At 69.6% G+C, this 23,803-nt stretch carries 22 protein-coding genes; 6 read left to right on the top strand and 16 right to left on the bottom strand.

The features are described from left to right. Positions 1 to 2: 2 nt before the first annotated feature. Entirely contained in the window at positions 3 to 713 is a 711-nt protein-coding gene (ispD, locus tag ACWDV4_RS05265; protein ID WP_449975011.1) for a 2-C-methyl-D-erythritol 4-phosphate cytidylyltransferase, read from the bottom strand. Positions 714 to 781: 68 nt separating this feature from the next. Then, on the bottom strand, positions 782 to 1,267 hold the full coding sequence (locus tag ACWDV4_RS05260) for a CarD family transcriptional regulator (RefSeq protein ID WP_184535443.1): 486 nt from the start codon (positions 1,265 to 1,267) through the stop codon (positions 782 to 784). A gap of 325 nt (positions 1,268 to 1,592) precedes the next feature. On the opposite strand from ACWDV4_RS05260, the gene ACWDV4_RS05255 reads away from it, so the two are divergent. After that, positions 1,593 to 2,360, top strand: a complete 768-nt coding sequence (locus tag ACWDV4_RS05255; protein WP_449975010.1) for a hypothetical protein — start codon at positions 1,593 to 1,595, stop codon at positions 2,358 to 2,360. Here the strand turns inward: ACWDV4_RS05255 and ACWDV4_RS05250 are convergent. From ACWDV4_RS05250 to ACWDV4_RS05235, 4 genes are all read right to left on the bottom strand, one after another. Further along, complete coding sequence (locus ACWDV4_RS05250) at positions 2,357 to 2,998, bottom strand: DUF6023 family protein (protein WP_449975009.1); 642 nt, start codon at positions 2,996 to 2,998, stop codon at positions 2,357 to 2,359. The genes ACWDV4_RS05255 and ACWDV4_RS05250 overlap by 4 nt on opposite strands. A 25-nt stretch (positions 2,999 to 3,023) precedes the next feature. Next, positions 3,024 to 4,112 carry a type III polyketide synthase gene (locus ACWDV4_RS05245; RefSeq protein ID WP_449975159.1) on the bottom strand — a complete coding sequence of 363 codons (1,089 nt, stop codon included), beginning with the start codon at positions 4,110 to 4,112 and terminating at the stop codon, positions 3,024 to 3,026. 309 nt (positions 4,113 to 4,421) lie between these two features. Further along, positions 4,422 to 5,591, bottom strand: coding sequence for an acyl-CoA dehydrogenase family protein (locus tag ACWDV4_RS05240; RefSeq protein ID WP_449975007.1), 1,170 nt, complete (start codon positions 5,589 to 5,591; stop codon positions 4,422 to 4,424). A gap of 33 nt (positions 5,592 to 5,624) precedes the next feature. Next, complete coding sequence (locus tag ACWDV4_RS05235; protein WP_449975005.1) at positions 5,625 to 6,395, bottom strand: methyltransferase domain-containing protein; 771 nt, start codon at positions 6,393 to 6,395, stop codon at positions 5,625 to 5,627. Between the two features lie 46 nt (positions 6,396 to 6,441). Between ACWDV4_RS05235 and ACWDV4_RS05230 the strand changes: the two genes are divergently transcribed. The 4 genes from ACWDV4_RS05230 to disA all read left to right on the top strand — a co-directional run bounded on the left by ACWDV4_RS05230 (position 6,442) and on the right by disA (position 11,015). Next, complete coding sequence (locus ACWDV4_RS05230; RefSeq protein WP_449975004.1) at positions 6,442 to 7,281, top strand: UbiA family prenyltransferase; 840 nt, start codon at positions 6,442 to 6,444, stop codon at positions 7,279 to 7,281. 134 nt (positions 7,282 to 7,415) lie between these two features. After that, positions 7,416 to 8,111, top strand: a complete 696-nt coding sequence (locus ACWDV4_RS05225; protein ID WP_449975003.1) for a hypothetical protein — start codon at positions 7,416 to 7,418, stop codon at positions 8,109 to 8,111. A gap of 126 nt (positions 8,112 to 8,237) precedes the next feature. Next, positions 8,238 to 9,680 carry a DNA repair protein RadA gene (gene radA / locus ACWDV4_RS05220; protein WP_449975001.1) on the top strand — a complete coding sequence of 481 codons (1,443 nt, stop codon included), beginning with the start codon at positions 8,238 to 8,240 and terminating at the stop codon, positions 9,678 to 9,680. 150 nt (positions 9,681 to 9,830) lie between these two features. Beyond that, positions 9,831 to 11,015 carry a DNA integrity scanning diadenylate cyclase DisA gene (gene disA / locus ACWDV4_RS05215; protein ID WP_449975000.1) on the top strand — a complete coding sequence of 395 codons (1,185 nt, stop codon included), beginning with the start codon at positions 9,831 to 9,833 and terminating at the stop codon, positions 11,013 to 11,015. Positions 11,016 to 11,142: 127 nt separating this feature from the next. On the opposite strand, the gene ACWDV4_RS05210 is transcribed toward disA, so the two are convergent. The 3 genes from ACWDV4_RS05210 to ACWDV4_RS05200 form a co-directional block, all read right to left on the bottom strand. Beyond that, the gene (locus ACWDV4_RS05210) at positions 11,143 to 11,616 is read right to left on the bottom strand and encodes a hypothetical protein (RefSeq protein WP_449974998.1); all 474 of its coding nucleotides are present in this window, start codon (positions 11,614 to 11,616) and stop codon (positions 11,143 to 11,145) included. Positions 11,617 to 11,920: 304 nt separating this feature from the next. After that, on the bottom strand, positions 11,921 to 12,481 hold the full coding sequence (def, locus tag ACWDV4_RS05205; RefSeq protein ID WP_449974997.1) for a peptide deformylase: 561 nt from the start codon (positions 12,479 to 12,481) through the stop codon (positions 11,921 to 11,923). Next, positions 12,478 to 12,990: a glycine cleavage system protein R gene (locus ACWDV4_RS05200; RefSeq protein ID WP_449974995.1), complete on the bottom strand. Its 513-nt coding sequence runs from the start codon at positions 12,988 to 12,990 to the stop codon at positions 12,478 to 12,480. The genes def and ACWDV4_RS05200 overlap by 4 nt, the downstream gene beginning before the upstream one ends. 109 nt (positions 12,991 to 13,099) lie before the next feature. Between ACWDV4_RS05200 and ACWDV4_RS05195 the strand changes: the two genes are divergently transcribed. Next, positions 13,100 to 14,005 (top strand): A/G-specific adenine glycosylase, encoded by a 906-nt coding sequence (locus ACWDV4_RS05195; protein WP_449974993.1) that lies wholly within the window; start codon positions 13,100 to 13,102, stop codon positions 14,003 to 14,005. A gap of 137 nt (positions 14,006 to 14,142) precedes the next feature. Here the strand turns inward: ACWDV4_RS05195 and ACWDV4_RS05190 are convergent, their stop codons facing one another. The 7 genes from ACWDV4_RS05190 to ACWDV4_RS05160 all read right to left on the bottom strand — a co-directional run bounded on the left by ACWDV4_RS05190 (position 14,143) and on the right by ACWDV4_RS05160 (position 23,714). Then, complete coding sequence (locus ACWDV4_RS05190; protein WP_449974992.1) at positions 14,143 to 16,668, bottom strand: ATP-dependent Clp protease ATP-binding subunit; 2,526 nt, start codon at positions 16,666 to 16,668, stop codon at positions 14,143 to 14,145. A 491-nt stretch (positions 16,669 to 17,159) separates the two neighbouring features. Next, on the bottom strand, positions 17,160 to 17,510 hold the full coding sequence (locus ACWDV4_RS05185) for a histone-like nucleoid-structuring protein Lsr2 (protein ID WP_449974990.1): 351 nt from the start codon (positions 17,508 to 17,510) through the stop codon (positions 17,160 to 17,162). A gap of 108 nt (positions 17,511 to 17,618) precedes the next feature. Next, a complete protein-coding gene (gene lysS / locus ACWDV4_RS05180) occupies positions 17,619 to 19,127 on the bottom strand; it encodes a lysine--tRNA ligase (protein WP_449974988.1) in 1,509 nt (502 codons plus the stop codon). Between the two features lie 203 nt (positions 19,128 to 19,330). Beyond that, positions 19,331 to 20,092 (bottom strand): type III pantothenate kinase, encoded by a 762-nt coding sequence (locus ACWDV4_RS05175; RefSeq protein ID WP_449974986.1) that lies wholly within the window; start codon positions 20,090 to 20,092, stop codon positions 19,331 to 19,333. 3 nt (positions 20,093 to 20,095) lie between these two features. Next, positions 20,096 to 21,046, bottom strand: coding sequence for a carboxylating nicotinate-nucleotide diphosphorylase (gene nadC, locus ACWDV4_RS05170; RefSeq protein WP_449975157.1), 951 nt, complete (start codon positions 21,044 to 21,046; stop codon positions 20,096 to 20,098). 11 nt (positions 21,047 to 21,057) lie between these two features. Then, positions 21,058 to 22,758 carry an L-aspartate oxidase gene (locus ACWDV4_RS05165; RefSeq protein ID WP_449974984.1) on the bottom strand — a complete coding sequence of 567 codons (1,701 nt, stop codon included), beginning with the start codon at positions 22,756 to 22,758 and terminating at the stop codon, positions 21,058 to 21,060. Between the two features lie 65 nt (positions 22,759 to 22,823). Then, a complete protein-coding gene (locus ACWDV4_RS05160; RefSeq protein WP_449974982.1) occupies positions 22,824 to 23,714 on the bottom strand; it encodes a septum formation family protein in 891 nt (296 codons plus the stop codon). Positions 23,715 to 23,803: the final 89 nt, after the last annotated feature.

Genomic DNA, 23,803 nt, shown 5'->3' with positions numbered 1-23,803 from the left:
GATCACGGAGTGTCGGTCGCCGACCCGGTAAGGAGCAGATGCTCGGCCAACGCCAGGTCGAACGGCCGGGTGATCTTCATGGCGTACTCGGAACCCGGCACGCACCGCACCGATCCGCCCTGCTTCTCCACCAGCCCGGCGTCGTCGGTGAGCGGGTCGACGGCGGCAGCGTGCGCGGCGGCCAGCACCCTCCGGCGGAAGCCCTGCGGCGTCTGTACGGCCCGCAGCGCCGACCGGTCGACGGTGCCCAACACCAGCTCGTCGGCGGCGACTTCCTTGATCGTATCGACGACGGGCAGCACCGGGATGACCGCATCGTGACCGGCCCGGACAGCGGCGGCGACCGACTCGACCAGAGTGGGCGGGGTCAGCGCCCGAGCCGCGTCGTGGACCAGGATGATCTCGGGCCCGGCTGGTACGGCGGCCAACGCGGCGGCGACCGACTCCTGTCTGGTGGCCCCGCCGACGACGACGATCACCGGGGCGATCGGGGCGAGCAGCTCGGCGACGGCGGCGGCCTCGGCTGCCGGAGCCGCCACGACGATCGAGTGCACGGACGGGGCGGTGGCGACCCGCCGGACGGTGTGCGTCAGCAGGGACTCGCCAGCGAGTAGGCGTAGCGCCTTGGGGCGACCCGGACCGAGCCGAACTCCCGCACCAGCGGCCGGAACCAGGACCGCGACGTCACCGCGCGGATTGAGCTGCGCGGTCACGTCGCGGTCCTCGAATTCATTAGCAGTGAGAATGGGCGAAAAACGAGCGGAGCGTCCGGAACCGCTCTCTATGCCTCGGTCAGCACCTTGTCGAGAAGGGTTTCCGCCTCGTCCTTGGTGCTCTTTTCGGCGAGTGCAACCTCACCGACAAGGATGTCCCGTGCCTTGGCGAGCATCCGCTTCTCGCCGGCCGACAGGCCCCGCTCCCGCTCCCGACGCCAAAGGTCACGAACGACCTCCGCCACCTTGAGAGGGTTACCGGAAGCCAGCTTTTCCAGATTCGCCTTGTAACGCCGCGACCAGTTGGTCGGCTCCTCGGTGTGCGGGGCGCGGAGGACATCGAAGACCTTGCCCAGGCCCTCTTCGCCGACCACTTCACGTACACCGACGATCTCGGCGTTCTCGGCGGGCACCCGCACCGTCAGGTCACCCTGCGCGACCCTGAGAACGAGGTACTGCTTCTCCTCGCCCTTGACGACCCGAGTCTCGATTGCCTCGATGAGTGCGGCCCCGTGGTGGGGGTAAACAACGGTCTCGCCGACACTGAAAACCATAGGTTCGAAACCCCTTTCGCTGTGTCTAGGGTAACACGCTCAGGCACCGATGTCTCACCGCGTTCCTGACCGTTAGCGCAGCTCAGAGGCCTTGTGAGAGGTCTTTCTTCAGCTTGACAGCCGGCCAAACCGATGGTTCCGCTACGGTGCGTTAACTAGGGATCACCGGCCAGCGGGGCAGGCCGGTAAATCGGAAGTCGGACGTTGCGGTCGTTCAATCGTAACTCTCCTACTCGGGGTACGCCCACCACTGGCGAGACGGACGATGGTGCGGGACCCTAGGGCAGAGCCCGATCCACTGTTAGGTCGACCGGCAGGGGGCACGATGGGCACGGCAGGAAACGGTGACGCACGCTCGGACAACGGCGGCCCGCCCGAGGGACTGCCCGGTCTGCCACCCGAATGGGGAACGATCATCGTCCCCGACGATGCCTCCGCGTTGGCCACCGACACCGCCCGACTACGCGCCGAGCTACGCGGGCAGGCTCGTCGTACCGCCTGGCGGCGGCGGCTCGGACTGGCCACAGAGCCGGAGAACGCCCCCCGACCGGTCCGGCTCGCGCTACTGATCATTGCGATCGCGGTACTGGTCACGTTGACCAGCTTCATCGCCGCCATCCGGCCGAACCGGCAGAATTCGGAAGCCGCCCCGGCCAGCGACGGTGGCACTCCCGGGCAACACAACAGCGGCACCCCCGGGCAGCGACTGCCGGCGCTGGACCTGATCGGCGAGAACGGTTCTCTGGTGCCACTCCGGGGCCTGCTGCCCGCCCTGATCGTCTTCACCGACGGCTGCGTCTGCGCGGCGGAACTGGGCCTGGCCTCCCGGAGCGTGCCGCCCGGAGTGACGGTGGTGGCACTGGCCAGCGGCCAGTCGACCGCACCGAAGCGGCCACCCGAACCGCCGGCCGCCGGCATCCGCTACCTCGCCGACCCCGGCACCGGGCTGCGTACGTTCCTACGGTTGACCCCCGCGCCGAACTCCGTACCGGCGCTGCTCGCCGCCCGGTCCGGAACGGTCGTACGGGTCCTACCCGCCGTAGGCGACCTCACCGGCCATCCCGCCGAGTTGGCCCAACTGGGCGACCGTTAGCGGGGTGGGAAGGGCAAAGCCTGGTCGTCCGCCGGGGCCAGCCGCATCCCGACCACGACCTGCTCGCCCCCGGGTCGCACCGCCGAAACACGCACCTGTCGACTGCGGTCGACATTGAACATCATGCTCGACACCGAGCCGTCACAGCGGACGGAAGTGGAAGCCAGCGGATCGCCCTGTCCCACCCACACCTGGATGGTCAGCTCCCCGGGGCCGACACAGAGATGCTGCAACCGGTAGCTTCCCGCGTCGATGCCGAGGCTCCAGTTGAGCTTTCCACCGCCCGACAGGGTCGACACCTCGCGACGCAACGTGTCCGGCAGGTGTGGCAACACAAGCTCGACATCCAACGCGTCGGCCACTCGGGCCGGATTCGGCCCATCGCCGGTGCCAGGACTCGGCTCGGGCAGCCAGAATTTCCTTGTCACCCTGCCGGTCGCAGGGTCCACTCCCACCAGGACCCTCGCGGAGGCGCGATAGGACGGCTCGGAAGTGGGTGCAGGGGCCACCTGCGGGGCGGACGCCGACGTCAGCTCGGGAGCGGAAACCACCCACCATCGGGCGCCCACCGCCAGTGCGCCCAGCGCCAGCCCGGCCAGCAGCAGACCTCGTAGCCGACCTTCCTGTCCCGTGTGCATCCGGCAATCCTACTGCCGCAATCATCTATGCCGATGTGCTCACCCCGCTCGGTGTCCGCTGGAGCAGCGTCGCGTAGAGCGTCAACCCCGGCCCGAAGGCGAGCATCACTATCCAGCTCGGAGGACGTGGCCCCTGGATCAGCCGATCCAGAATCAACAGGACGGTCGGCGACGAGCAGTTGCCGTGATCGGCGAGCACACCTCGGGACGCTGCGAGCGCTTCTGGAGAAAGACCCAACTCCCGTTCCACCACGTTGAGGATCCGGGGACCACCCGGATGCACCGCCCAGCCGTCGACATCGGCCGTTCGCAGGTCGTGCCGGGCCAGCAGGGAATCGACCAACCCGCGTACGTGCGAGGCCAGCACCTGCGGGACCTTCGGCGACAGGCCCATTCGAAACCCGGTGTCGGTCACGTCCCAGGTCATGTAGTCGGCGGTCGAGGTGTCCGTCACCGCAGCAACCTCACGGACCACGTACCCCGGGGTGGTGCTGGCTGGAGCGACCACGACGGCGACGGCAGCGTCCGAGAAGAGCGCATGCGCAACGATCTGCTGCGTGTCCACCCGGGCCGAGGAGGGCTGTAGGTGCAGACCGGGTAGTTCGGCGCAGAGCAGTAGCGCCGGGCGGCCCCGGGCGGCGACAAAGTCGCTCGCCGCCCCGAGCCCGGGCAGCGCCGCGTAACAGCCCATGTGGCCGACGAACATCCGTTGCGTGTCGGCGGCCATGCCCAGGTCGCGGGCCAGCAGGATGTCCAGCCCCGGGGTGGCGTAGCCGGTGCAGGAACAGACCGCGAAGAGCCCGATGTCGTCGGCGGCGAGACCGGCTTCGGTCAACGCCCGCCCCACCGCCTCCTTACCCAACGGCAACGCCTCGACGAGATAGCGACGCATCCGCCGTTCGGTTGGCCAGTCGGACACGTCCTCCAAGAGCGGATTGACCGCTGCCTGGCGGGTGGTGACCCCGGAGTTGACGAAGATCCGCTGGGCCAGTTCCCGGGTGGCGCCGGAGAAGTGCTTGGCGAAGAACCCGTCCCACAGCTCGGTCTGGGTGGCCCGGGGTGGCAGTGCGAGGCCCAAGCCGGTGATCACCGGCCAGCCGCTCCGCTCATGCATGGCACGCATCAGGCAACCTTTCGTTCGCGACTGCGGGGCTCGCAAGCTCACTCCTCGCGCTCACTGTGCTGGCCTTTCGTTCGCGACTGCGGGGCTCGCAAGCTCACTCCTCGCGCTCACTGTGCTGGCCTTTCGTTCGCGACTGCGGGGCTCACTCGCTGCGCTCGCTCAACTCGCATTCCGGCGCAGCCGCGTCCCACGCGAGCTGCCCCGGAACGCTCACTCCTCGCGCTCACTGTGCTGGCCTTTCGTTCGCGACTGCGGGGCTCACTCGCTGCGCTCGCTCACTCCTCGCGCTCACCAGTGCGCTCACCATCGAGGGGTCGATCCGTCGCGGTCCGGGTCGCCACCCAACGCGGCGATGCCGAGCCAGTCCGCGCAGACGTCCGAGGTAGCCGGATGCAGCGATCCGCAGCGGGCGTCCCGGTAGAGCCGCTCCAACGGATGTCCCCGTCGAGTGGCGGACGTACCGGCCGCCTCCAGCATCGAGGCGGCAACCTCCGCAGCGGTCGTACCGGCCAGCAACTTGGCCCGCCACACCCACTGGTTGGTCTCGGCGTCGCCCGGCGCCTCGTCCACCCGCCGGGCCGCCTCGGCAACCGTCAACTGGGCGGCGGCGACCGCCGCGTCGGCCCGGCCGATCCGGGCCCGTACCGCCGGCAGGCCGGTGAGCCCTCGGGCCGTCAGATGCTCAACGGCGGCATCCACCGCCGCTCGGGCCACTCCGACGTAGACCGCCGCGTAGCTGGCCACCAGCCAGTGCGGCATCAGCTGCGCGATCACGAGGGCGAGCCCCTCCACCCCACCAAGCAACCGATCCGTCGGCACGGTGACGTCCAGGTGTATGTCATGTGAGGCCGTGGCACGCATACCCAACGAGTCCCAGGTCGGCTCGACACGCAGCCCGTCCGGCGCGGCCGGCACCAGGAACTGCGACACCACCGACTGGTCGGCCGCGCTCCGGGCTGCCACCAGGTACGCGTCCGCGTGCCCCGCCCCCGAGCAGAAGGTCTTGGCGCCCTTGATGTGGTAACCACCGTCCACCCGGTGGTAGACGGTGGTGAGCTGGGACAGCCGGGCACCCGCGCCCCGCTCGCTCATGGCCACGCCGTACCAGGATCCGGCCGCCGCGTCGGCGAGCAGCCGGTCCCGGGCCGCCAGCGCCTCGTCCGGTACCCCGAGCGCCTCGGCCAACTCCTCGGTCACCGCACCGAGGGCACCGGTCACCGACGCGTGCATGTTGAACACCAACGCCGTCGCCCCGTTGCCCCGGGCCAGCTCACCGGCGACCGCCGTGTACTCGGCGAACCGCGCCCCTGCCCCACCCAGGTCCGGCGGAACCATCAGCCCGAAGAGCCCCGCCTCCCGCAGATCCGCGAAGTCCTCGGTCGGGAAGGTGCCGTCCCGGTCGTATCGGGCCGCCCGCGCCGCCAGCCGTGGCGCCACCCGGCGCGCAGCCTCGACCGCCTCCACCGCCATACCGTGCCCCCTTCTGTCGCCTACCGAACCGCCCTACCCGTCCTTCACCCCCACGCCCTGGTAGAGCACCGCTGTCGACCAGGTCGGCACGATCCGGCGGGCACCGTCGACTAGGTCGTCCCGGCCGAGCGCGGGCACCGCCCGCCCGAGCAGCCACCGGGCCACCGGCCACACCGCTGGGCGTACGCCCCGAACCCGCAGTCGTACGCCGTGCCGGGCGCACTGCGCGGTCAGCTCCCGTACGTCAACGAAGAGATCGGGATCGTGGATGCCCCGGGGCACCCCCACCAGCCGCTCGGCCACCCGGACCGCCAGCAGACGGCTCAGCGGGGTGTCGTTCAGGGTGTCCAGCACCAGCGTTCCGCCCGGCCGGAGCACCCGGCACACCTCGGCCACCGCCACCGGCCAGTCCGGTACGTGTTCCAGCAGCTCACCGGCGGAGACCACGTCCGCGCAGCCGTCCCCGAGCGGGATCGCCGTGGCATCACCATTGACTGCGGTAACGCCGTGCGCGGCGGCCTGCTCCAACGCGGACCGGACCAGGTCCACTCCGACGTGTCGGTAGCCCTTGCCGGCCAGGTACGGCGTGAGCAGTCCCGCTCCACAACCGACGTCGGCGAGCACCGCCCCGGGGCGACGCGCCGGTGGGATCAGTCGGGCTCGGGCCTCGGCCAGCCAGTGCAGCATCGCGAAGGCCCCCTCGGGCCGCCACCACTCGCCGGCCAGGTCGTCGTACTGCCGGAGATCGTTGCGTGGCAGCTCCCTGGCCTGGGCCCGAGTCGTCCTGAGCAGCCCGTCTCGCATGGACTGAGCCTGGCACGATCCACCGGTCAGGGCCAGACTTCACAGTATGTCGGGATTGGTGTCAGGGCTGATTCGGGCGAGTCATCCGGAACCCGCGGCGGCGGTGACCGGCGTGTCGGCGCTACTTGCCTGGGGTGTCGGGCATCGCCCGATCGGCGTGGCGATGGTGGCGGCGGCGGTGCTGGCCAGCCAACTCGCGGTCGGTTGGCTCAACGACTGGCTCGACGCCGACCGGGACGCCGCGGTCGGTCGAGTCGACAAACCGGTCGCCAGCGGCGCGGCGCGGCGGAACACGGTCGGGCTCGCCGGCCTGCTGGCTGCCCTGGCCACACCACCGCTGGGACTGACGTTGAACCCGACCGCCGCACTGTGGGTCACCGTCGCCCTGGTCTCCGCCCTGCTCTACAACTGGCCGCTGAAGTCCACTCCGGCCAGTGTGCTGCCGTACGCGCTCTCGTTCGGGGCGTTGCCGGCCTTCGTCGTACTCGCCTTGCCGGGCGCGCCCACCCCACCGGCTTGGCTGGTGGCGGCGGGGGCGCTGCTCGGGGCCGGCGCGCACTTCGCCAACGTGTTGCCCGACCTGGCCGACGACGCCCGGACCGGGGTGCGTGGGTTGCCGCACCGACTGGGGGCGGCAGGCTCGCGGGTGGCTGCCGCCGGGCTGCTGCTCGCGGCGACCGCCATGCTGGTCCTCGGGCCACCCGGACCGCCGTCGTGGGCCGGGCTCGCGGCGATCGCAGTGGCCGCCGTGGTCCTGCCCGCCGGCTGGTACGTCTCCCGCGCGGCGGCCGTCCGAGGTGACCGCCCGGTGGCGGTGTTCCGGGCGGTGATGCTCGTGGCGGTCATCGACGTCGTTCTGCTCGTGGTCAGCGGTCGGGTGGTGTAACCGACTCGCGTCTCGGCGACTAATGCCCGGGTCGGCGTACGGGCGCAGATCACCCCCATTACCCTGGAGCCCGGTCTGCGCGGTATGGCCACCGCCTCGGGTGGCCGGCCGGGATCGTAACGAGGAGGACCGACGTGACGCGCTCGATCAGGGGGGCCCGGCGGGCCGCGGTGCTGCTGGCCGGTACGGCGGCGACCGCCCTGCTGATGTCCGGCTGTGGGGCAGGCCAGATCGCCGAGACCGCCAACAAGGCGCCCAGCATCGACGGGATCAACGCCCAGACGGCGGATGGCACCTTCAAGGTCCGCAACCTGACCGTCAGCTACCTGGACCCGAAGGGGTACCCGGCCGGCGGCGACGCCCCGATTCAGGTGGTGCTCTACAACGACTCCCCGAAGCCGGTAACGGTCAAGGTCACCACTGACAGCGGCAACCTCGTGGTGCTGGCCGACGGCGCGGCACCGGCAAGCCCGTCGGTGACCCCGGTCGAGCCGACGCCGACCGGATCCGCCGCCCCGGACGGGTCGGCCACCCCGAGTGGCTCGGCGAGCGCGACTCCGCCGGAGGCCACCACCCCGCCGGCCGCCCCCGCTGAGGAGCCGGCCACGATCGAGATCGCGGCGAACAGCTACGCCGTCCTCAACCGGACCACCGGTCGCCACCTGCAAATCAAGGGTCTGAAGTCGGCGCTCACCCCGGGTCAGCAGATCAACCTGGTCTTCAGCGTGGACGGCAAGGAACTGCGCACCGTGGCCCCGGTGGCGGTGCCGCTCACCCCGAATCCCGCAGCGACCCCGCTGGAGCACGAAGAGGGCAACGGGCACGGCTGACCACAGCCGTACGCCGCCCGACAGGGCGCACAACTCAGCCGTACAAACGGACAGTCGACATCGGGCCGGCGTGGCGCAGACCACGCCGGCCCGGTTTCGTCGTAGGAATTGGCTAGCGTCCGTAGGGTGACCTCCCGAGCCACCCCCCGGGGCGCCGCCACCCGCGCCCGCCCGGCGACCCGTGAAGCCCGGCCCGCCTACGAATGCGACGCCTGCGGACATCAGCCGCCCAAGTGGGTCGGCCGCTGCCCAGAGTGCGGCGAGTGGGGTTCCGTCGTCGAGTCGACCGTTACCGGACCAACCGTCTCCGGCCGGGTGGTCAGTTCCCGGGTGCCTGCCGAGCCGGCCCGACCGATCGCGACCATCAGCGCCGCCCCGGCCAAGGCCCGGCCAACCGGGGTCTCCGAGCTCGACCGGGTGCTCGGCGGTGGCCTGGTGCCCGGCGCGGTGGTGTTGCTCGCCGGTGAGCCGGGGGTGGGGAAGTCGACCCTGCTGCTCGACGTGGCCCAGCAGTGGGCAGCCGGGGCCGGCAGCCCGTCGCTGGTGGTCAGCGGCGAGGAGTCGGTCAGCCAGGTACGACTGCGCGCGGAGCGGATGGGCACCCTGCACGAGCAGCTCTACCTCGCCTCCGAGAGTGACCTGGGGGCGGTCCTCGGTCACCTCGACGCGGTGAAGCCGGGGCTACTGGTGCTCGACTCGGTGCAGACCATCTCCATGCCCGGCGCCGAGGGCGTACCGGGCGGGGTGACCCAGGTCCGGGCGGTGACCGCCGCGCTGGTGGCGGTCGCCAAGGAACGGGGCATCGCGACGGTGCTGGTCGGTCACGTCACCAAGGACGGCCAGGTCGCCGGGCCTCGGGTGCTGGAGCACCTGGTCGACGTGGTGCTGCACTTCGAGGGCGACAAGCACTCCTCGCTCCGGATGGTGCGGGGGGTGAAGAACCGGTTCGGTGCCGCCGACGAGGTCGGCTGTTTCGAGATGCACGAGGGGGGCATCAGCAGCCTGGCCGATCCGTCCGGGCTCTTCCTCACCCGCTACTCCGAGCCGGTGCCGGGGACCTGTATCACCGTCTCGATGGAGGGCCGCCGGGCGCTGGTCACCGAGGTGCAGGCGCTGATCGGGGCCACCGTCGCCGGGTCGCCCCGGCGTACCGTATCCGGCCTCGACGGCGCCCGCCTGGCCATGGTGCTCGCGGTCCTGCAACGCCGCACCGAACGTCTCACCCTGCACGACCGGGAGGTGTTCGCCGCCACTGTCGGTGGTATCCGGGTGGTCGAGCCCGCCGCCGATCTGGCGGTGGCCCTCGCTGTGGCCTCCGGTGGTCTCAACCTCGCCCTCGCACCGCACCTGGTGGCGATCGGTGAGGTCGGTCTGACCGGGGAGGTACGCCGGGTCGGTGCCGTTCCCCGCCGGTTGGCAGAGGCGGCGCGGCTCGGTTTCCGAACCGCCCTGGTGCCGCAGGGCTGCGGACCGGAGTCGACCGGCGTCACCCCGGAGGGCATGCGGGTGATGGAGGTCACCGATGTGCGTTCGGCCCTCCAGTGCGCCGCCCGGGCATCTGCGGAATGACCGGATGTGTACTGGTCGACCGAATGCGTCGGTTCTCTACCCTGATTGGCGACCATGGCGACGATCCCCGATGATGAAGGGAACGGACACAGTGGCACATCACAGTAACCACGGCAGCACCGAACGCATGCCAGTCCGTAGACTGTCCGGGTGCCAGTCGACCGCGATGCTCACCGAGCCACGGATGGGAGCTCCCATGTCCGGGCCGTTGCCGTCAACTCGACAGCCCGCACGGTCAGCGCCGGCATGACCATGGGTGGATCCGGCGTAACCGGTGACCCGCTGCGGGCCAACCTCGCGCTGATGGCTCCGGGCACCGCACTCCGGGACGGCTTGGAGCGGATTCTCCGGGGTCGTACCGGTGCGTTGATCGTGCTCGGCTACGACAAGGTCGTCGAGACGCTCTGCACCGGTGGTTTCCCCCTCGATGTCGAGTTCTCCGCCACCCGGGTGCGCGAACTGTGCAAGATGGACGGCGCGGTCGTGCTCTCCAGCGACGGCACCCGGATCGTCCGTGCCGCAGTGCACCTGATGCCCGACCCGACCATTCCGACCGAGGAATCCGGCACGCGGCACCGCACCGCGGAGCGGGTGGCCCGACAGACCGGCTACCCGGTCATCTCGGTCAGCCAGTCGATGCGGATCATCAGTCTCTACGTCAACGGCCAGCGGCACGTGCTCGACGACTCGGCCGCGATCCTGTCCCGGGCCAATCAGGCCCTCGCCACGCTGGAGCGGTACAAGCTACGGCTGGACGAGGTCTCCGGCACGCTCTCCGCGCTGGAGATCGAGGACCTGGTCACGGTGCGCGACGCCGTCGTGGTCATCCAGCGACTGGAGATGGTCCGCCGGATCGCCGATGAGATCGCCGGCTACGTGGTCGAGCTCGGCACCGACGGCCGACTGCTCGCCCTGCAACTCGACGAGCTGATGGCCGGGGTCGACGCCGACCGCACGTTGGTGATCCGCGACTACCTGCCCACCGGGCGCAAGGCCCGTACCCTCGACGAGGCACTGGTCGAACTCGACCTGCTCAGCGCGGTCGAGATGATCGACCTGGTCGCCGTGGCCAAGGCGATCGGCTACACCGGCGCATCGGATGCGCTCGACGGGGCGGTCAGCCCGCGTGGCTACCGGTTGCTCGCCAAGGTTCCCCGCCTGCCGGCCACGGTGGTGGACCGGCTCGTCAGCCACTTCGGCAGCCTGCAACGGCTGCTCGGGGCGACCGTCGAGGATCTGCAGGCGGTCGACGGGGTCGGCGACGCCCGGGCCCGCGGGGTACGGGAGGGCCTGTCCCGACTCGCCGAGGCATCCATCCTGGAGCGGTACGTCTGACCGGGTTCCACCCGGCCCTCAGGAAGCCGGGCCCCGCGCGGGTGGACACGTCCTCAGGGTGGACGAACGCGCCTCGGGACAGACAGGCCACGCCCTCGGGCCGGTGGGACGCCGGCCGAGGACAGGACTAGTTGGTGACGACGAGCTTCATGGGCTCGCTGTGCTTGGTGCCGAGCCGGCCGAAGAGCTGGTACTCACCCGCGTCGACGACCTTCCCGTCCGCGAACCCGTTGGTGCACTTGTTGCTGGCCTTGCCGTTCCACGGCACCTCGAAGGTCTCCTCGTGCGCGGCCGGGAACGACTTGACGTTGTTGCCCTTGGCCGTACCGCAGGTGTCGGAGGACCAGACGGTTTCCGCACCGAGCTTGAGGTAGATCTCCTGGATGTCGGCGCCGACGTCCAGCGTGCAACTCCGGCTGGAGACGTTCTTAATTTTGATCTTGAAGACGATCGTCACGCCCCGCTGCACGGTCGCGTTCGAGGCTGCCGGCACCACCGAAATCTCGGCATCGGTGCAAGTGACCGCCCCTGCGCCGGGCACCCCACCCGACGGTGTCGGATCGCCGGATGACGTCGGCGGCACGTCAGCGTCGGGCGGCACCCCGGCCTCCGGGGTAAGCTCCGCCGTCGGCTTCGGCTCGACCGACGGTCCAGCCGACGGACTCCCCTTGGCGGCTGGCTCGGAATCACCCGGGCCCCCGCACGAGTAAAGCAGGACAATCAGGAAGAGGATCCCCGCTCCAAGCACGACGGCTCGACGCCGCCAATAGACAGCGGGTGGCAGGGGGCCAACCGTCAGACGCATAATGCCCACACCGTATCGGGGCGAACCAGGTTGGCCCCGCAGGCGCGCCGAGCGGCCAGCCACCGGCGTGGAATCCGTTGGTACGACTGGCGTTCCGCCCTCACTGATAGACCTTGCGCTGGTACACGGCGTGCGCTCCGGCGACCCGGTCGAGGAACAGCAGACCGGCACAGTGGTCGATCTCGTGCTGCAAGGCGCGAGCCTCGAAGCCGTCCGTCACCAGTCGTACCGGAGCCCCGGTGCCGGGCACGAAGCCGGTCACCACCAGCCGGCTCGCCCGCTTGACGTCACCGGTCAGGTCGGGCACGGACATGCACCCCTCCCGGCCGGGTCGGGTCCGGGTGGCTTCGACGATCTTCGCGTTGCACAACACGAACGTGCCGTGCAGGGTGACCGCCTTCGGGTGCCCGGTCACATCGACCGCGAAGACCTGTGCGCTGACCCCGATCTGCGGCGCGGCCAACCCCACACAGCCGGGCGAGACACGCATGGTGGCGATCAGGTCGGCGGCGAGCTGGACCACCTCGCGGTCGGTCGGATCCACCTCGGTGCCGACCTGCCCCAGCACCTGGTTCGGGGCGGTAACGACCGGCCGTACCCGCCCCGGCTCGCCCAGCGCCTCCGGCGTCCAGTCGCCGAGACCGGCGTACTCGACGGTCACAGCAGATCCGAATCCGCGCGACGCAGGGTAACCACCACGCCGAGTTCACTGGCAACCTCGGTGAGCCGCCGGGACAGGTCGTCAGCTGTTCCCGGGGGCAGATCCACCTCGGCCACAAGGACGTAGAGCGGTCCGGTGAGGCGAGTGGTCAGGTCGGTCACGTTGCCCCCAGCCTCGGCCAGCACCCGGGTCACCGCGGCCACGATGCCCAACCGGTCGGCCCCGTGCACCGCCATCAGGTGCGGCTCGCCGCCAGTGGTGCTGGTCGAGTCGCCGCCGACCGCCCGTACCGTGGTCAACAGCCGGCCGTCCTCGGCGAGTGGGGCCAACGCGGCCTCGGCCTCGACGGCGGTCGGGCCGGTACACACGAGGGTCATGGCAAAGTGGCCCCGTAGCCGGGTCATGGTCGAATCGGTGAGGTTCGCGCCCACCCGGGCGAGCACCTCCGCGACATCGGCCACGATGCCGGGCCGGTCCTGGCCGATCACGGTGATCGCGAGCTCGTTCATCCCGGCAGTCTGCCCGATAGACGAGGTCACCCGTCTGGCGACCTGCCCGACCAGTCCACGGTACGGGACGCGGCACCCGCCCCGGCGACATGACATGATCGGCGACGCGATGCCTGAGGAGACGTTCGCCGCCGTAACCATCCGGTGGTACGAGGAGAATGCCCGCGACCTGCCGTGGCGGGCGCCCGACGTGGGTGCCTGGGCGATCCTGGTCAGCGAGGTCATGCTGCAACAGACCCCGGTGGTACGGGTCCTGCCCGCCTGGCGGGCCTGGCTGGACCGCTGGCCGACCCCGGTCGCGTTGGCCGCCGACACCTCGGCCGAGGCGATCCGGATGTGGGGCCGGCTCGGCTACCCCCGGCGAGCACTGCGGCTGCGGGAATGCGCGGTGGCGATAGTGGAGCGGCACGGTGGTGCGGTACCGACCGACCTGGACGAGTTGTTGGCCCTGCCGGGGGTGGGCACCTACACGGCACGGGCGGTGGCGGCGTTCGCCTTCGGGCAACGCCATCCGGTCGTGGACACCAACGTGCGTCGGGTGGTGGCTCGGGCGGTGGCCGGTGAACCGGACGCCGGGCCGGCGACCCGTCCGGCTGATCTGGTCGCCACCGCCGCGCTGTTACCGGTCGAACCGGCCGAGGCGGCCCAGGCCAGTGCGGCGTTCATGGAACTGGGCGCGCTGGTCTGTACCGCTCAGTCCCCTCGCTGTGTCGATTGTCCGCTGGTGGAACGCTGTGCCTGGCGGGCGTCGGGGCGTACCGCTCCGGTCGGGCCGACCCGACGCCCCCAGCGGTACGCCGGCACCGACCGGCAGGTACGCGGACTGCTGCTGGCGGTGCTGCGTGAGACAACCGGCCCGGTGGCCCGGAACCGGCTGGACCTCGTCTGGGCGGATGCGACGCAGCGCGCCCGGGCACTGGCCAGCCTGGTCGACGACGGCCTGGTGGAGCGGATCGGTGACCGGTTCACCCTGGCCGGGGAGACGACCGGGGCGGCGACGCGCCTCACAACGTGAAGGGTCCCCGTGACCAGGAACCCGCGCGGTGTGCGCGAGCCCTGGTCACGGGGACCCTTTCGCTGATGCTGTCCTGCTGGCTACTCGTCGCCCTGTGGACTACTCGTGAGCCTGCTGGCTAGGCATCGGCCTGCTGACTATTCGTCGGCCCCAGCGGTGGCGCCGAGGTCGGCGGGCACCGCGTCCGGGACGTTGATCGGCTTGTCCGCGCCTCGGAACACGAGCTTGGACTTGTCGATGTCCTCGGGGTCTCCCTCGCAGTCGACGACCACGATCTGACCCGGGGTCAGCTCGTTGAAGAGGATCCGCTCGGAGAGGTTGTCCTCGATGTCCCGCTGGATCGTCCGACGCAGCGGCCGGGCACCCAGCACCGGGTCGAAGCCCTTCTTCGCCAGGTACTTCTTGGCGTTGTCGGTCAACTCCAGGCCCATGTCCTTGTTGCGGAGCTGGGTCTCGATCCGCTGGATCATGATGTCCACGATCGAGAGGATCTCGTCCTGGTTGAGCTGGTGGAACACGATCGTGTCGTCGATCCGGTTGAGGAACTCCGGCCGGAAGTGCTGCTTCAGCTCGTCGTTGACCTTCTGCTTCATCCGCTCGTAGTTGGACTCCTGGTCCTCCGAGGCCTGGAAGCCCAGCGACACGGCCTTGGCCACATCGCGGGTGCCCAGGTTGGTGGTCAGGATGATCACCGTGTTCTTGAAGTCCACGATGCGACCCTGACCGTCGGTGAGCCGACCGTCCTCCAGGATCTGCAGCAGGGTGTTGAACACGTCCGGGTGGGCCTTTTCGATCTCGTCGAACAGGACCACCGAGAACGGCCGACGCCGCACCTTCTCGGTCAGCTGGCCGCCCTCGTCGTAGCCGACGTAGCCGGGAGGCGCGCCCACCAGCCGGGACACGGTGTAGCGGTCGTGGAACTCGGACATGTCGAGCTGGATCAGCGCGTCCTCGGACCCGAACAGGAACTCGGCCAGGGCCTTGGACAGCTCGGTCTTACCCACACCGGACGGGCCGGCGAAGATGAACGAGCCGGACGGACGCTTCGGGTCCTTCAGGCCAGCGCGGGTACGCCGGATCGCCTTCGAGACTGCCTTCACCGCGTCCAGCTGGCCGACGACCCGCTTGTGCAGCTCGTCCTCCATGCGGAGCAGTCGAGCGGTCTCCTCCTCGGTCAGCTTGTAGACCGGGATGCCGGTCCAGTTCGCCAGGACCTCGGCGATCTGCTCGTCGTCGACCTCGGACACCACGTCCAGGTCTCCGGCCTTCCACTCCTTCTCCCGCTGCGCCTTCTGACCCAGCAGCTGCTTCTCCTTGTCCCGCAGCTGCGCGGCCCGCTCGAAGTCCTGCGCGTCGATCGCCGACTCCTTGTCGCGGCGCACCTGGGCGATCCGCTCGTCGAAGTCCCGCAGGTCTGGCGGAGCGGTCATCCGGCGGATCCGCATCCGAGCGCCGGCTTCGTCGATCAGGTCGATCGCCTTGTCCGGCAGGAACCGGTCGGAGATGTACCGGTCGGCCAGGGTCGCCGCCGCCACCAGGGCGGCGTCGGTGATGGAGACCCGGTGGTGGGCCTCGTAGCGGTCCCGCAGCCCCTTCAGGATCTCGATGGTGTGCGCCAGGGACGGCTCACCCACCTGGATCGGCTGGAACCGGCGCTCCAGCGCGGCGTCCTTCTCCAGGTGCTTACGGTATTCGTCGAGGGTCGTCGCACCGATGGTCTGCAGCTCACCCCGGGCCAGCATCGGCTTGAGGATGCTCGCCGCGTCGATCGCACCCTCCGCGGCACCCGCCCCGACCAAGGTGTGGATCTCGTCGATGAAGAGGATGATGTCGCCCCGGGTACGGATCTCCTTGAGCACCTTCTTCAGGCGCTCCTCGAAGTCACCCCGGTAGCGCGAACCAGCCACCAGAGCACCCAGGTCCAGGGTGTAGAGCTGCTTGTCCTTCAGCGTCTCCGGCACCTCACCCTTGATGATCTTCTGGGACAGGCCCTCCACCACGGCGGTCTTACCCACGCCGGGCTCACCGATCAGCACGGGGTTGTTCTTGGTACGGCGGGACAGCACCTGCATGACCCGCTCGATCTCCTTCTCCCGCCCGATCACCGGGTCGAGCTTGCCCTCGCGGGCAGCCTGGGTCAGGTTACGACCGAACTGGTCGAGCACCAGCGACGTCGACGGCGCGGCCTCACCCGCCGCCGCACCGGCGGCTGCGGGCTCCTTGCCCTGGTAGCCCGAGAGCAACTGGATCACCTGCTGGCGCACCCGGTTCAGGTCGGCGCCGAGCTTCACCAGCACCTGGGCAGCGACGCCCTCGCCCTCCCGGATCAGACCGAGCAGGATGTGCTCCGTACCGATGTAGTTGTGGCCGAGCTGCAGCGCCTCACGCAGCGACAGCTCCAGCACCTTCTTGGCCCGGGGCGTGAACGGGATGTGCCCACTCGGCGCCTGCTGGCCCTGGCCGATGATCTCTTCCACCTGCTGGCGGACGCCCTCCAGGGAGATGCCCAGGCTCTCCAGAGCCTTGGCCGCCACGCCCTCACCCTCGTGGATGAGACCCAACAGGATGTGTTCCGTACCGATGTAGTTGTGGTTGAGCATCCGGGCCTCTTCCTGGGCCAGGACGACAACCCGTCGCGCTCGGTCGGTGAACCGCTCGAACATGCCCTCGTGCTCCTCACGTGCCGTGCGCCAGTGTTCTTGGCGGGGCCAGTGCCCAGGCATCCAGGACGGACGCCCGCGCTTCCTTACTCTATCGCCGCGGACCGACTCGTCCGACGCCCTGCGCGCCCGATCGAGGCTCGTACGACGATGTTTTAGCCAACTGTCCGCGCTCAGCGGGTGTTCCTCGACCCCCAGCTGTACGCGCATAGCGAAATTCGACCCGCGGTACGAACACTCCTCGGCGCTGCCGGCCCTCGTCCACAGGCTGTGGATGAACTCTCCACCGCTGTGGATAACGCCGGACCGGGCGGGATCCTTCCCGGCCTGCCAGACCGGCCTGGAGCCTCCTCAGGCCCCTCAGGCCACCAGAACGGCCCGGAGCCTCCTCAGGCCCCTCAGCCCGCCAGAACGGCCGGAAAAAACAAACGCCGGACCCGGTGCGGCTCACCCGCGCCCCGGATCCGGCGTAGCCCCGGTCGGTCGTAATCGACTCAGCGGCCGGCCTTGGCGTGGTACTCGTCGACGATCTCCTGCGGAATCCGCCCGCGATCGGAGATATCCCGTCCTTCTTTCTTGGCCCACGCCCGGATCGCCTTGTTCTGCTCCCGGTCGGCAGTGGCCCCGCCGCGACCCCGGGCAGCCCGGCCGCCGATGACCACGCCACCGCGGCCCACCTTCGAGCCGGCCCCCACGTACGGGGCAAATAGCTCCCGCAATTTCTCGGCGTTCTTGTCCGAGAGGTCGATCTCATACTGAACGCCGTCGAGCGAGAACTTGACAGTCTCGTCCGCGTCTCCGCCGTCCAGGTCATCGACCAGCTTGTGAATGATCTGCTTGGCCACGTGCCACGTTCCTTTCGAGCAGGTTCTCCCGCAAACAAGAGCACAATAGCGCTTTAGATGCGCAGCAAGTCAATAGGACCCGGAAACTACGCAACAAGAACGGGGTGACTACTCCGCGCGGACCAACGGGAAGAGGATCGTTTCCCGAATTCCGAGCCCGGTCAGGGCCATCAGAAGTCGGTCGATTCCCATTCCCATGCCGCCGGACGGCGGCATTCCGTACTCCATCGCCCGAAGAAAGTCCTCGTCCAGGCGCATCGCCTCATCGTCGCCACGTGCCGCGAGCTGGGCCTGGGCCACCAGCCGTTGCCGCTGCACAACCGGGTCGACAAGCTCCGAGTAGGCCGTTCCCAACTCGAATCCAAGGACGTACAGATCCCATTTCTCAGTGAGCCCGGGGTGCTCGCGGTGGCCGCGGGTGAGCGGGCTGGTCTCCTCCGGGTAGTCCCGTACGAACGTGGGCTCCCGCAACCCCGGTACGACCAGTTCCTCGAAAAGCTCCTCGGCGAGCTTGCCCGGCCCCCACTTCGGGTCGACCGCAAGCCCCACCTTTTCGGCGTACTGCACGAGACTGGCTCGATCGGTCTGTACCGTCACCTCTTCACCAAGCGCCTCGGAGAGCACGCCGTAGAGGGTCACCGACCGCCACTGACCGCCCAGGTCCAGTTCCGTACCGTCGGCGTGTGTCACGACATGCGACCCGGCAACCGCAAGGGCGGCTTCCTGCACGAGTTCCCGGGTCAAGGTAGCCATGGTGTCGTAGTCGCCGTATGCCTCGTACACCTCGAGCATGGCGAACTCGGGAGAGTGCGAAGAGTCGACGCCTTCATTCCGGAAGTTGCGGTTGATCTCGAAGACCCGGTCGATGCCACCAACCACCGCCCGCTTGAGGAAAAGTTCGGGGGCGATTCGAAGATACAGATCCGTATCCAGCGCATTGCTGTGCGTCACGAATGGTCGGGCGGCGGCCCCGCCATGGACCAGCTGGAGCATCGGGGTTTCAACTTCCAGGAAACTCCGGGCGTGCAGCGAGTCACGAAGGCTCCGTACGGTGGTCGCCCGGGTCCGCACCATCTCTCGTGCCTGCGGACGAACGATCAGATCCACGTACCGCTGCCGGACCCGAGCCTCCTCACTGAGTGGCTTGTGCGCCACCGGCAATGGCCGCAGCGCCTTCGCGGTAATCGCCCAGGAGTTGGCAAGCACGGACAACTCGCCGCGTCGGCTGCTGATCACCTCGCCGGTGACCCCGACGTGATCGCCGAGATCCACCTGACGCTTCCACTCCTCCAGCCGCTCAGCACCGACCTTGTCCAGCGAAAACATCGCCTGCAGTTCCGTGCCGTCGCCGTCCCGCAGGGTCGCGAAGCAGAGCTTGCCGGTATTCCGCTGGAAGATCACGCGACCGGTGAGCGAGACCACGTCGCCGGTGGGGGTGTCGGTCGGCAGATCGGCGTACCGGGCCCGGATCTCGGCCAGGGTGGCGGTACGCGGATAGCCCACCGGGTACGCCTCGACGCCGTCAGCGAGCAGGCGGTCCCGCTTCTCCCGGCGGATCCGCATCTGCTCAGGGAGATCATCGGCGGGGTCGACTGGCACGGCGGTTCGCTCGGTCACGGCACGCTTCCTTGGCAGGAGAATTCGGTGGGGTCAGGGTCCGAGCGTACTCAAATGCCTTGGCGGCGGTCATCGGGATAACCTCGCGCCCATGATCGATCAAGCAGCGGCAATGTCCTTCGGCGGCGCGGCGGCCGCTTACGACCGGTTCCGCCCGCCCTATCCGCCATAGGCCGCTGCCTGGCTCACCGGTCACCGGCCCGTCAGATGTTGCGCTCGTAGACCATCCGTAACCCGATCAAGGTGATCATCGGCTCGTGGTGGGTGATCGTGCGGCACTCGCCGGCCACCAGCGAAGCCAGACCGCCGGTGGCGATCACCGCCCGTACGCCACCGCCGAGTTCCTCGGTCATCCGCTCCACGATCCGGTCGACCTGACCGGCGAAGCCAAAGTACAGCCCGGCCTGGAGACACTCCACCGTGTTCTTGCCGATCACCGACCGAGGCTTGGTCGCCTCCACCTTGCGCAGCTGGGCGGCTCGGGCGGCGAGCGCGTCGAAGGAGATCTCGATACCGGGCGCGAACGCACCGCCGAGGAACTCACCCCGGGCGCTGATCACGTCGAAGTTGGTGGTCGTACCGAAGTCGACCACGATCGACGGACCGCCGAAGAGAGTGTGCGCGGCCAGGGTGTTCACCACCCGGTCGGCACCGACCTCCTTGGGGTTGTCGATGGCCAACTGCACGCCGGTCTTCACCCCCGGCTCGACGATCACGTTGGGCAGGTCGCCGTAGTAGCGGGCAAGCATGCTGCGCAGCGAGCGCAGCGCCGCCGGGACAGTCGAACAGGCTGCCACCCCGGTGATCTCCACTGCGTCGCCAGCGAGCAGGCCCCGGAACTGGAGGCCCAACTCGTCGGCGGTCGACCGGGCGTCGGTCTTGATCCGCCAGGAATGGACGAGCTTGTCACCGTCGAAGGTCGCCAGGACCGTGTTGGTGTTACCGATATCGATACACAGCAGCATGCGTCAGTCCCGGGGCCTGAGGTCCAAAGCGATGTCCAAGATAGGCGACGAATGGGTCAACGCACCGACCGACAGGTAGTCCACGCCGGTTGCGGCATACTCGGCCGCCCGGTCCAAGGTCAATCCGCCGGTGGCCTCCAACTCGGCCCGGTCACCCACCGCCGCCACCACCTCGCGGAGCTGGTCCGGGTTCATGTTGTCGCAGAGCAGGAAGTTCGCCCCCGCCTCGACCGCCTCGACCGCCTCCGCCGTCGTGGTGACCTCCACCTGGACCGGCACCTCCGGGAACATCTGACGCACCCGATGGTAAGCGGGTGCGATGCCACCAGCCGCGAGTTTGTGGTTGTCCTTGATCATCGCGACGTCGTAGAGGCCCATTCGCTTGTTCGTGCCGCCGCCGGCCCGTACCGCATACTTCTCCAGCATCCGTAGCCCGGGAGTGGTCTTCCGGGTGTCCAGCACCATCGCCTTGGTCCCAGCCAGCTCGTCGGCCCAGGCCCGGGTGTGGGTCGCCACGCCGGACATCCGGCTGAGCAGGTTGAGCGCCGTCCGCTCGGCGGTCAGCAACGACCGGGTCGGGCCGGTCACCGTGGCCAGCACGTCGCCGCGCGCCACCCGCGCGCCGTCGTGGGCCTTGACCACCACCTCGACGGTACGGTCGGCCGCCGGCAGCTCGACAGTACGGTCAGCCACCGCCGACAGTTCCTGGGCCGACTCGAACGCCGCCGCCGAGGTCAGCTCGTGGGCCAGCTCGAACACCGCCGCTACCACGGCCAGCCCGGCCACCACCCCGTCGGCCCGGGCCACCACCTCAGCCGTGTCGACCTGGTCCGCCGGGATCGTCGCAAGGCTGGTCACGTCGACCAGGTCCGGACCGAGGTCCTCGGTCAGTGCCCCGCGCACGATTGTCTCGACAGCCGCCGGGACGAGCCCCTCGGCCTGCAGCGCCTCCATCGTGGACTTCTTCACCGCGTCGCCTCCCAGTTCTGCCCCAACATGCCATCCGCTCCAATCGAGCCCACCAGATGACCAAGCCACCCGTCGTCCGCCGCCTGGAAGTCCTCCCGCCAGTGGCAGCCCCGGGTCTCCTGTCGGGCGTACGCGGCGGCCACCAGCGCCGAAGCCACGGTGAGCAGGTTGGTCGCCTCCCAGCTCGCGGTCCCCGGCCGCCCCCGCCGCTGCCCGAGTGCGACCAGCTCGGCCGCGGTGGCACGCAACGAGTCGGCGGACCGGAGCACCCCCGCGCCCCGGGTCATGGCGCGGGCCAGCCCGGAGCGGATCGCCGGGTCCACCACCGAGCCCAAGCCACCCTGCCAGGCGCCGCCGGGTGCCGGGTCGACCTGCGACGGCAGGTGCCGGGCGATGTCCTGGGCGATCCGACGAGCGAACACCAGCCCTTCCAGCAGCGAGTTACTGGCCAGCCGGTTCGCCCCGTGTACGCCGGTGCAGGCGACCTCGCCGCAGGCGTACAGCCCGGGGATCGAGGTTCGACCGGCCAGGTCGGTACGGACCCCACCGGAGGCGTAGTGCGCGGCCGGCGCGACCGGGATCAGATCGGTGGCCGGGTCGACCCCGATGGCCCGGCAGGAGGCGACGATCGTGGGGAACCGCTGGTCGAGGAACTCCCCGCCCAGGTGTCGGGCATCCAGATAGACGTGATCGACATTGTCGGCCAGCATCACCCGGTGGATGCCCTTCGCCACGATGTCCCGGGGAGCCAACTCGGCCAACTCGTGCTGGCCGACCATGAACCGCTTACCCTCCCCGTCGACCAGATGCGCGCCCTCACCCCGTAGTGCCTCCGACACCAGCGGCTGCTGAGCCGCCCCCGGCGCACCGGATGCACTGCTCGCGGTGGTCGGCCGGACCAGGGCCGTCGGGTGGAACTGGACGAACTCCACGTCGGTCACGGCGGCCCCGGCGCGCATCGCCAGCGCGACCCCGTCACCGGTGGAGACCGCCGGGTTGGTGGTCGCCGCGAAGACCTGCCCCATCCCGCCCGTGGCCAGTACGACCGCCCGGGCCAGAATCGCCCCCACCCCGTCCGCACTGCCCTCGCCGAGCACGTGCAGGGTGATGCCGCAGGCCCGACCAGGCTGCTCCGGACCGGCACCAGGGGCGCGCAGCAGGTCCAGGACGAGAGCGTGCTCGAACAGCCGGATCCAGGGATCCCGCCCGACCGCAGCATGCAGCGCACGTTGGACCTCGGCACCGGTCGCGTCGCCGCCGGCGTGCACGATCCGGTTGGCCCGGTGCCCGCCCTCCCGAGTCAACATCAGCGACCCGTCCGGGTTGCGGTCGAACTCCGCGCCGACCCGCATCAACTCGCGCAGTCTGGTGGGTCCTTCGGCCACCAGCACCTGTACCGCTGCCGGGTCGCAGAGCCCGACGCCAGCGATTTCCGTATCCAGGGCGTGCGCAGCCGGGGTGTCCAGTGGATCCAGTACGGCCGCGATGCCACCCTGGGCCCAACGCGTCGAACCCTCGTCAATGTTGACCTTGGTCACGACCGTGACGTGCAGACCCGCCTCGCGCAGGTTCAGGGCGGCGGTGAGTCCGGCGATACCCGATCCGATCACGACCACGTCGGTGGTCTCCACCCACCCGGGTGCTGGTGCCGCCAGCAGGGTGGGCAACGCGGGTAGGTCGAGGGTCGGCAGGTGCATCCCCACAGTGAACCCCGCCCACCCGGTGCCCGGATGGGCGGGGGCGGAGAAAGTGGGCCAGCGCGCTACTTGATCGGCAGTGCGGAAGGGCCGGCGTCCTTGAGCGACTTGGTCAGCGTACGCTCGCTGAGCCACAGGAAGCAGCGCACGCCCCGGTTGCCCATCCGCCATCCCGCCGAGCCCCCGGCCAGCGCCACCACTCCGGTGCGGTACCGCAGGTTGTCGTCCGATGGCAGGTCGACGTACTCGGCCACCACCTTGCGGCACTCGTCGTAGAACCGGCTCCAGTCACTGTCCTTCGTCGGGTACGACATCTCCGGGGCCTGCCAGGCCCCGACGTACTCGGTGTTGTGGGCCTGGGTGCACTCGGTCGGGGTCATCGTATCGATGCGTCCGGAGACGGTCTTGCTCTGATAGCAGCCAAGGTTGAGCGGGGACGGGCTGGCCAGGGCCCCCTTCAGGCTGCCGGTCCGACTCTCCGGATCCTTGTCACCGTCGACCTCGGCCACCTCGATCAGGTCGCACCGGAACCAGCGGGCCCCGCCGGACCACGCCTGGCTCGTCGGCTTGGCCACCGTGAGCCAGAGCCGGCCGTCCCGCCACTGGGCCCCGACGTACTCGGTCGCCTTGGCATCGCACTCGGCGTAGGCGGCCTGGAACTCGGCCGAGTCATCCTCGGGCGAAGAACTGGAGTCACCGGTGAACTTGCCGACGTAGATGGTCTCCTGGCGATGCTTGCCGGAGCAGTCGACCGGGGCGAAGTCGGCGGCGCTCGGTGTGTCGTCGAAGCTGCTGTCGTCGTGGCAGACCTCGGCCGGCGGGGTGAAGGAGGTCAGCTCGGGCAGCGCGGCCCAGTCGTCGACCAGGTCACCGTCTGCCCCGCCAGGGGCCCCACAGGCCGTCAACAGCAGACCGGCCGTACCGACCAGAGCCACAGTGGTCAACCAGCGACGCATGGTGTTCCTCCCCCAAGGGCACGGTCCAAACCACTTGCAGCCTACGACAGCCACGCGAGGCTCGGCCGGTACGCCTTGAGAGGTTAGGA

The sequence above is a fragment of the Micromonospora sp. NPDC003197 genome, from assembly GCF_053590565.1.
The sequence above is the reverse complement of the archived record's forward strand: the minus strand, read 5'-3'. Positions and strand labels throughout refer to the sequence as shown.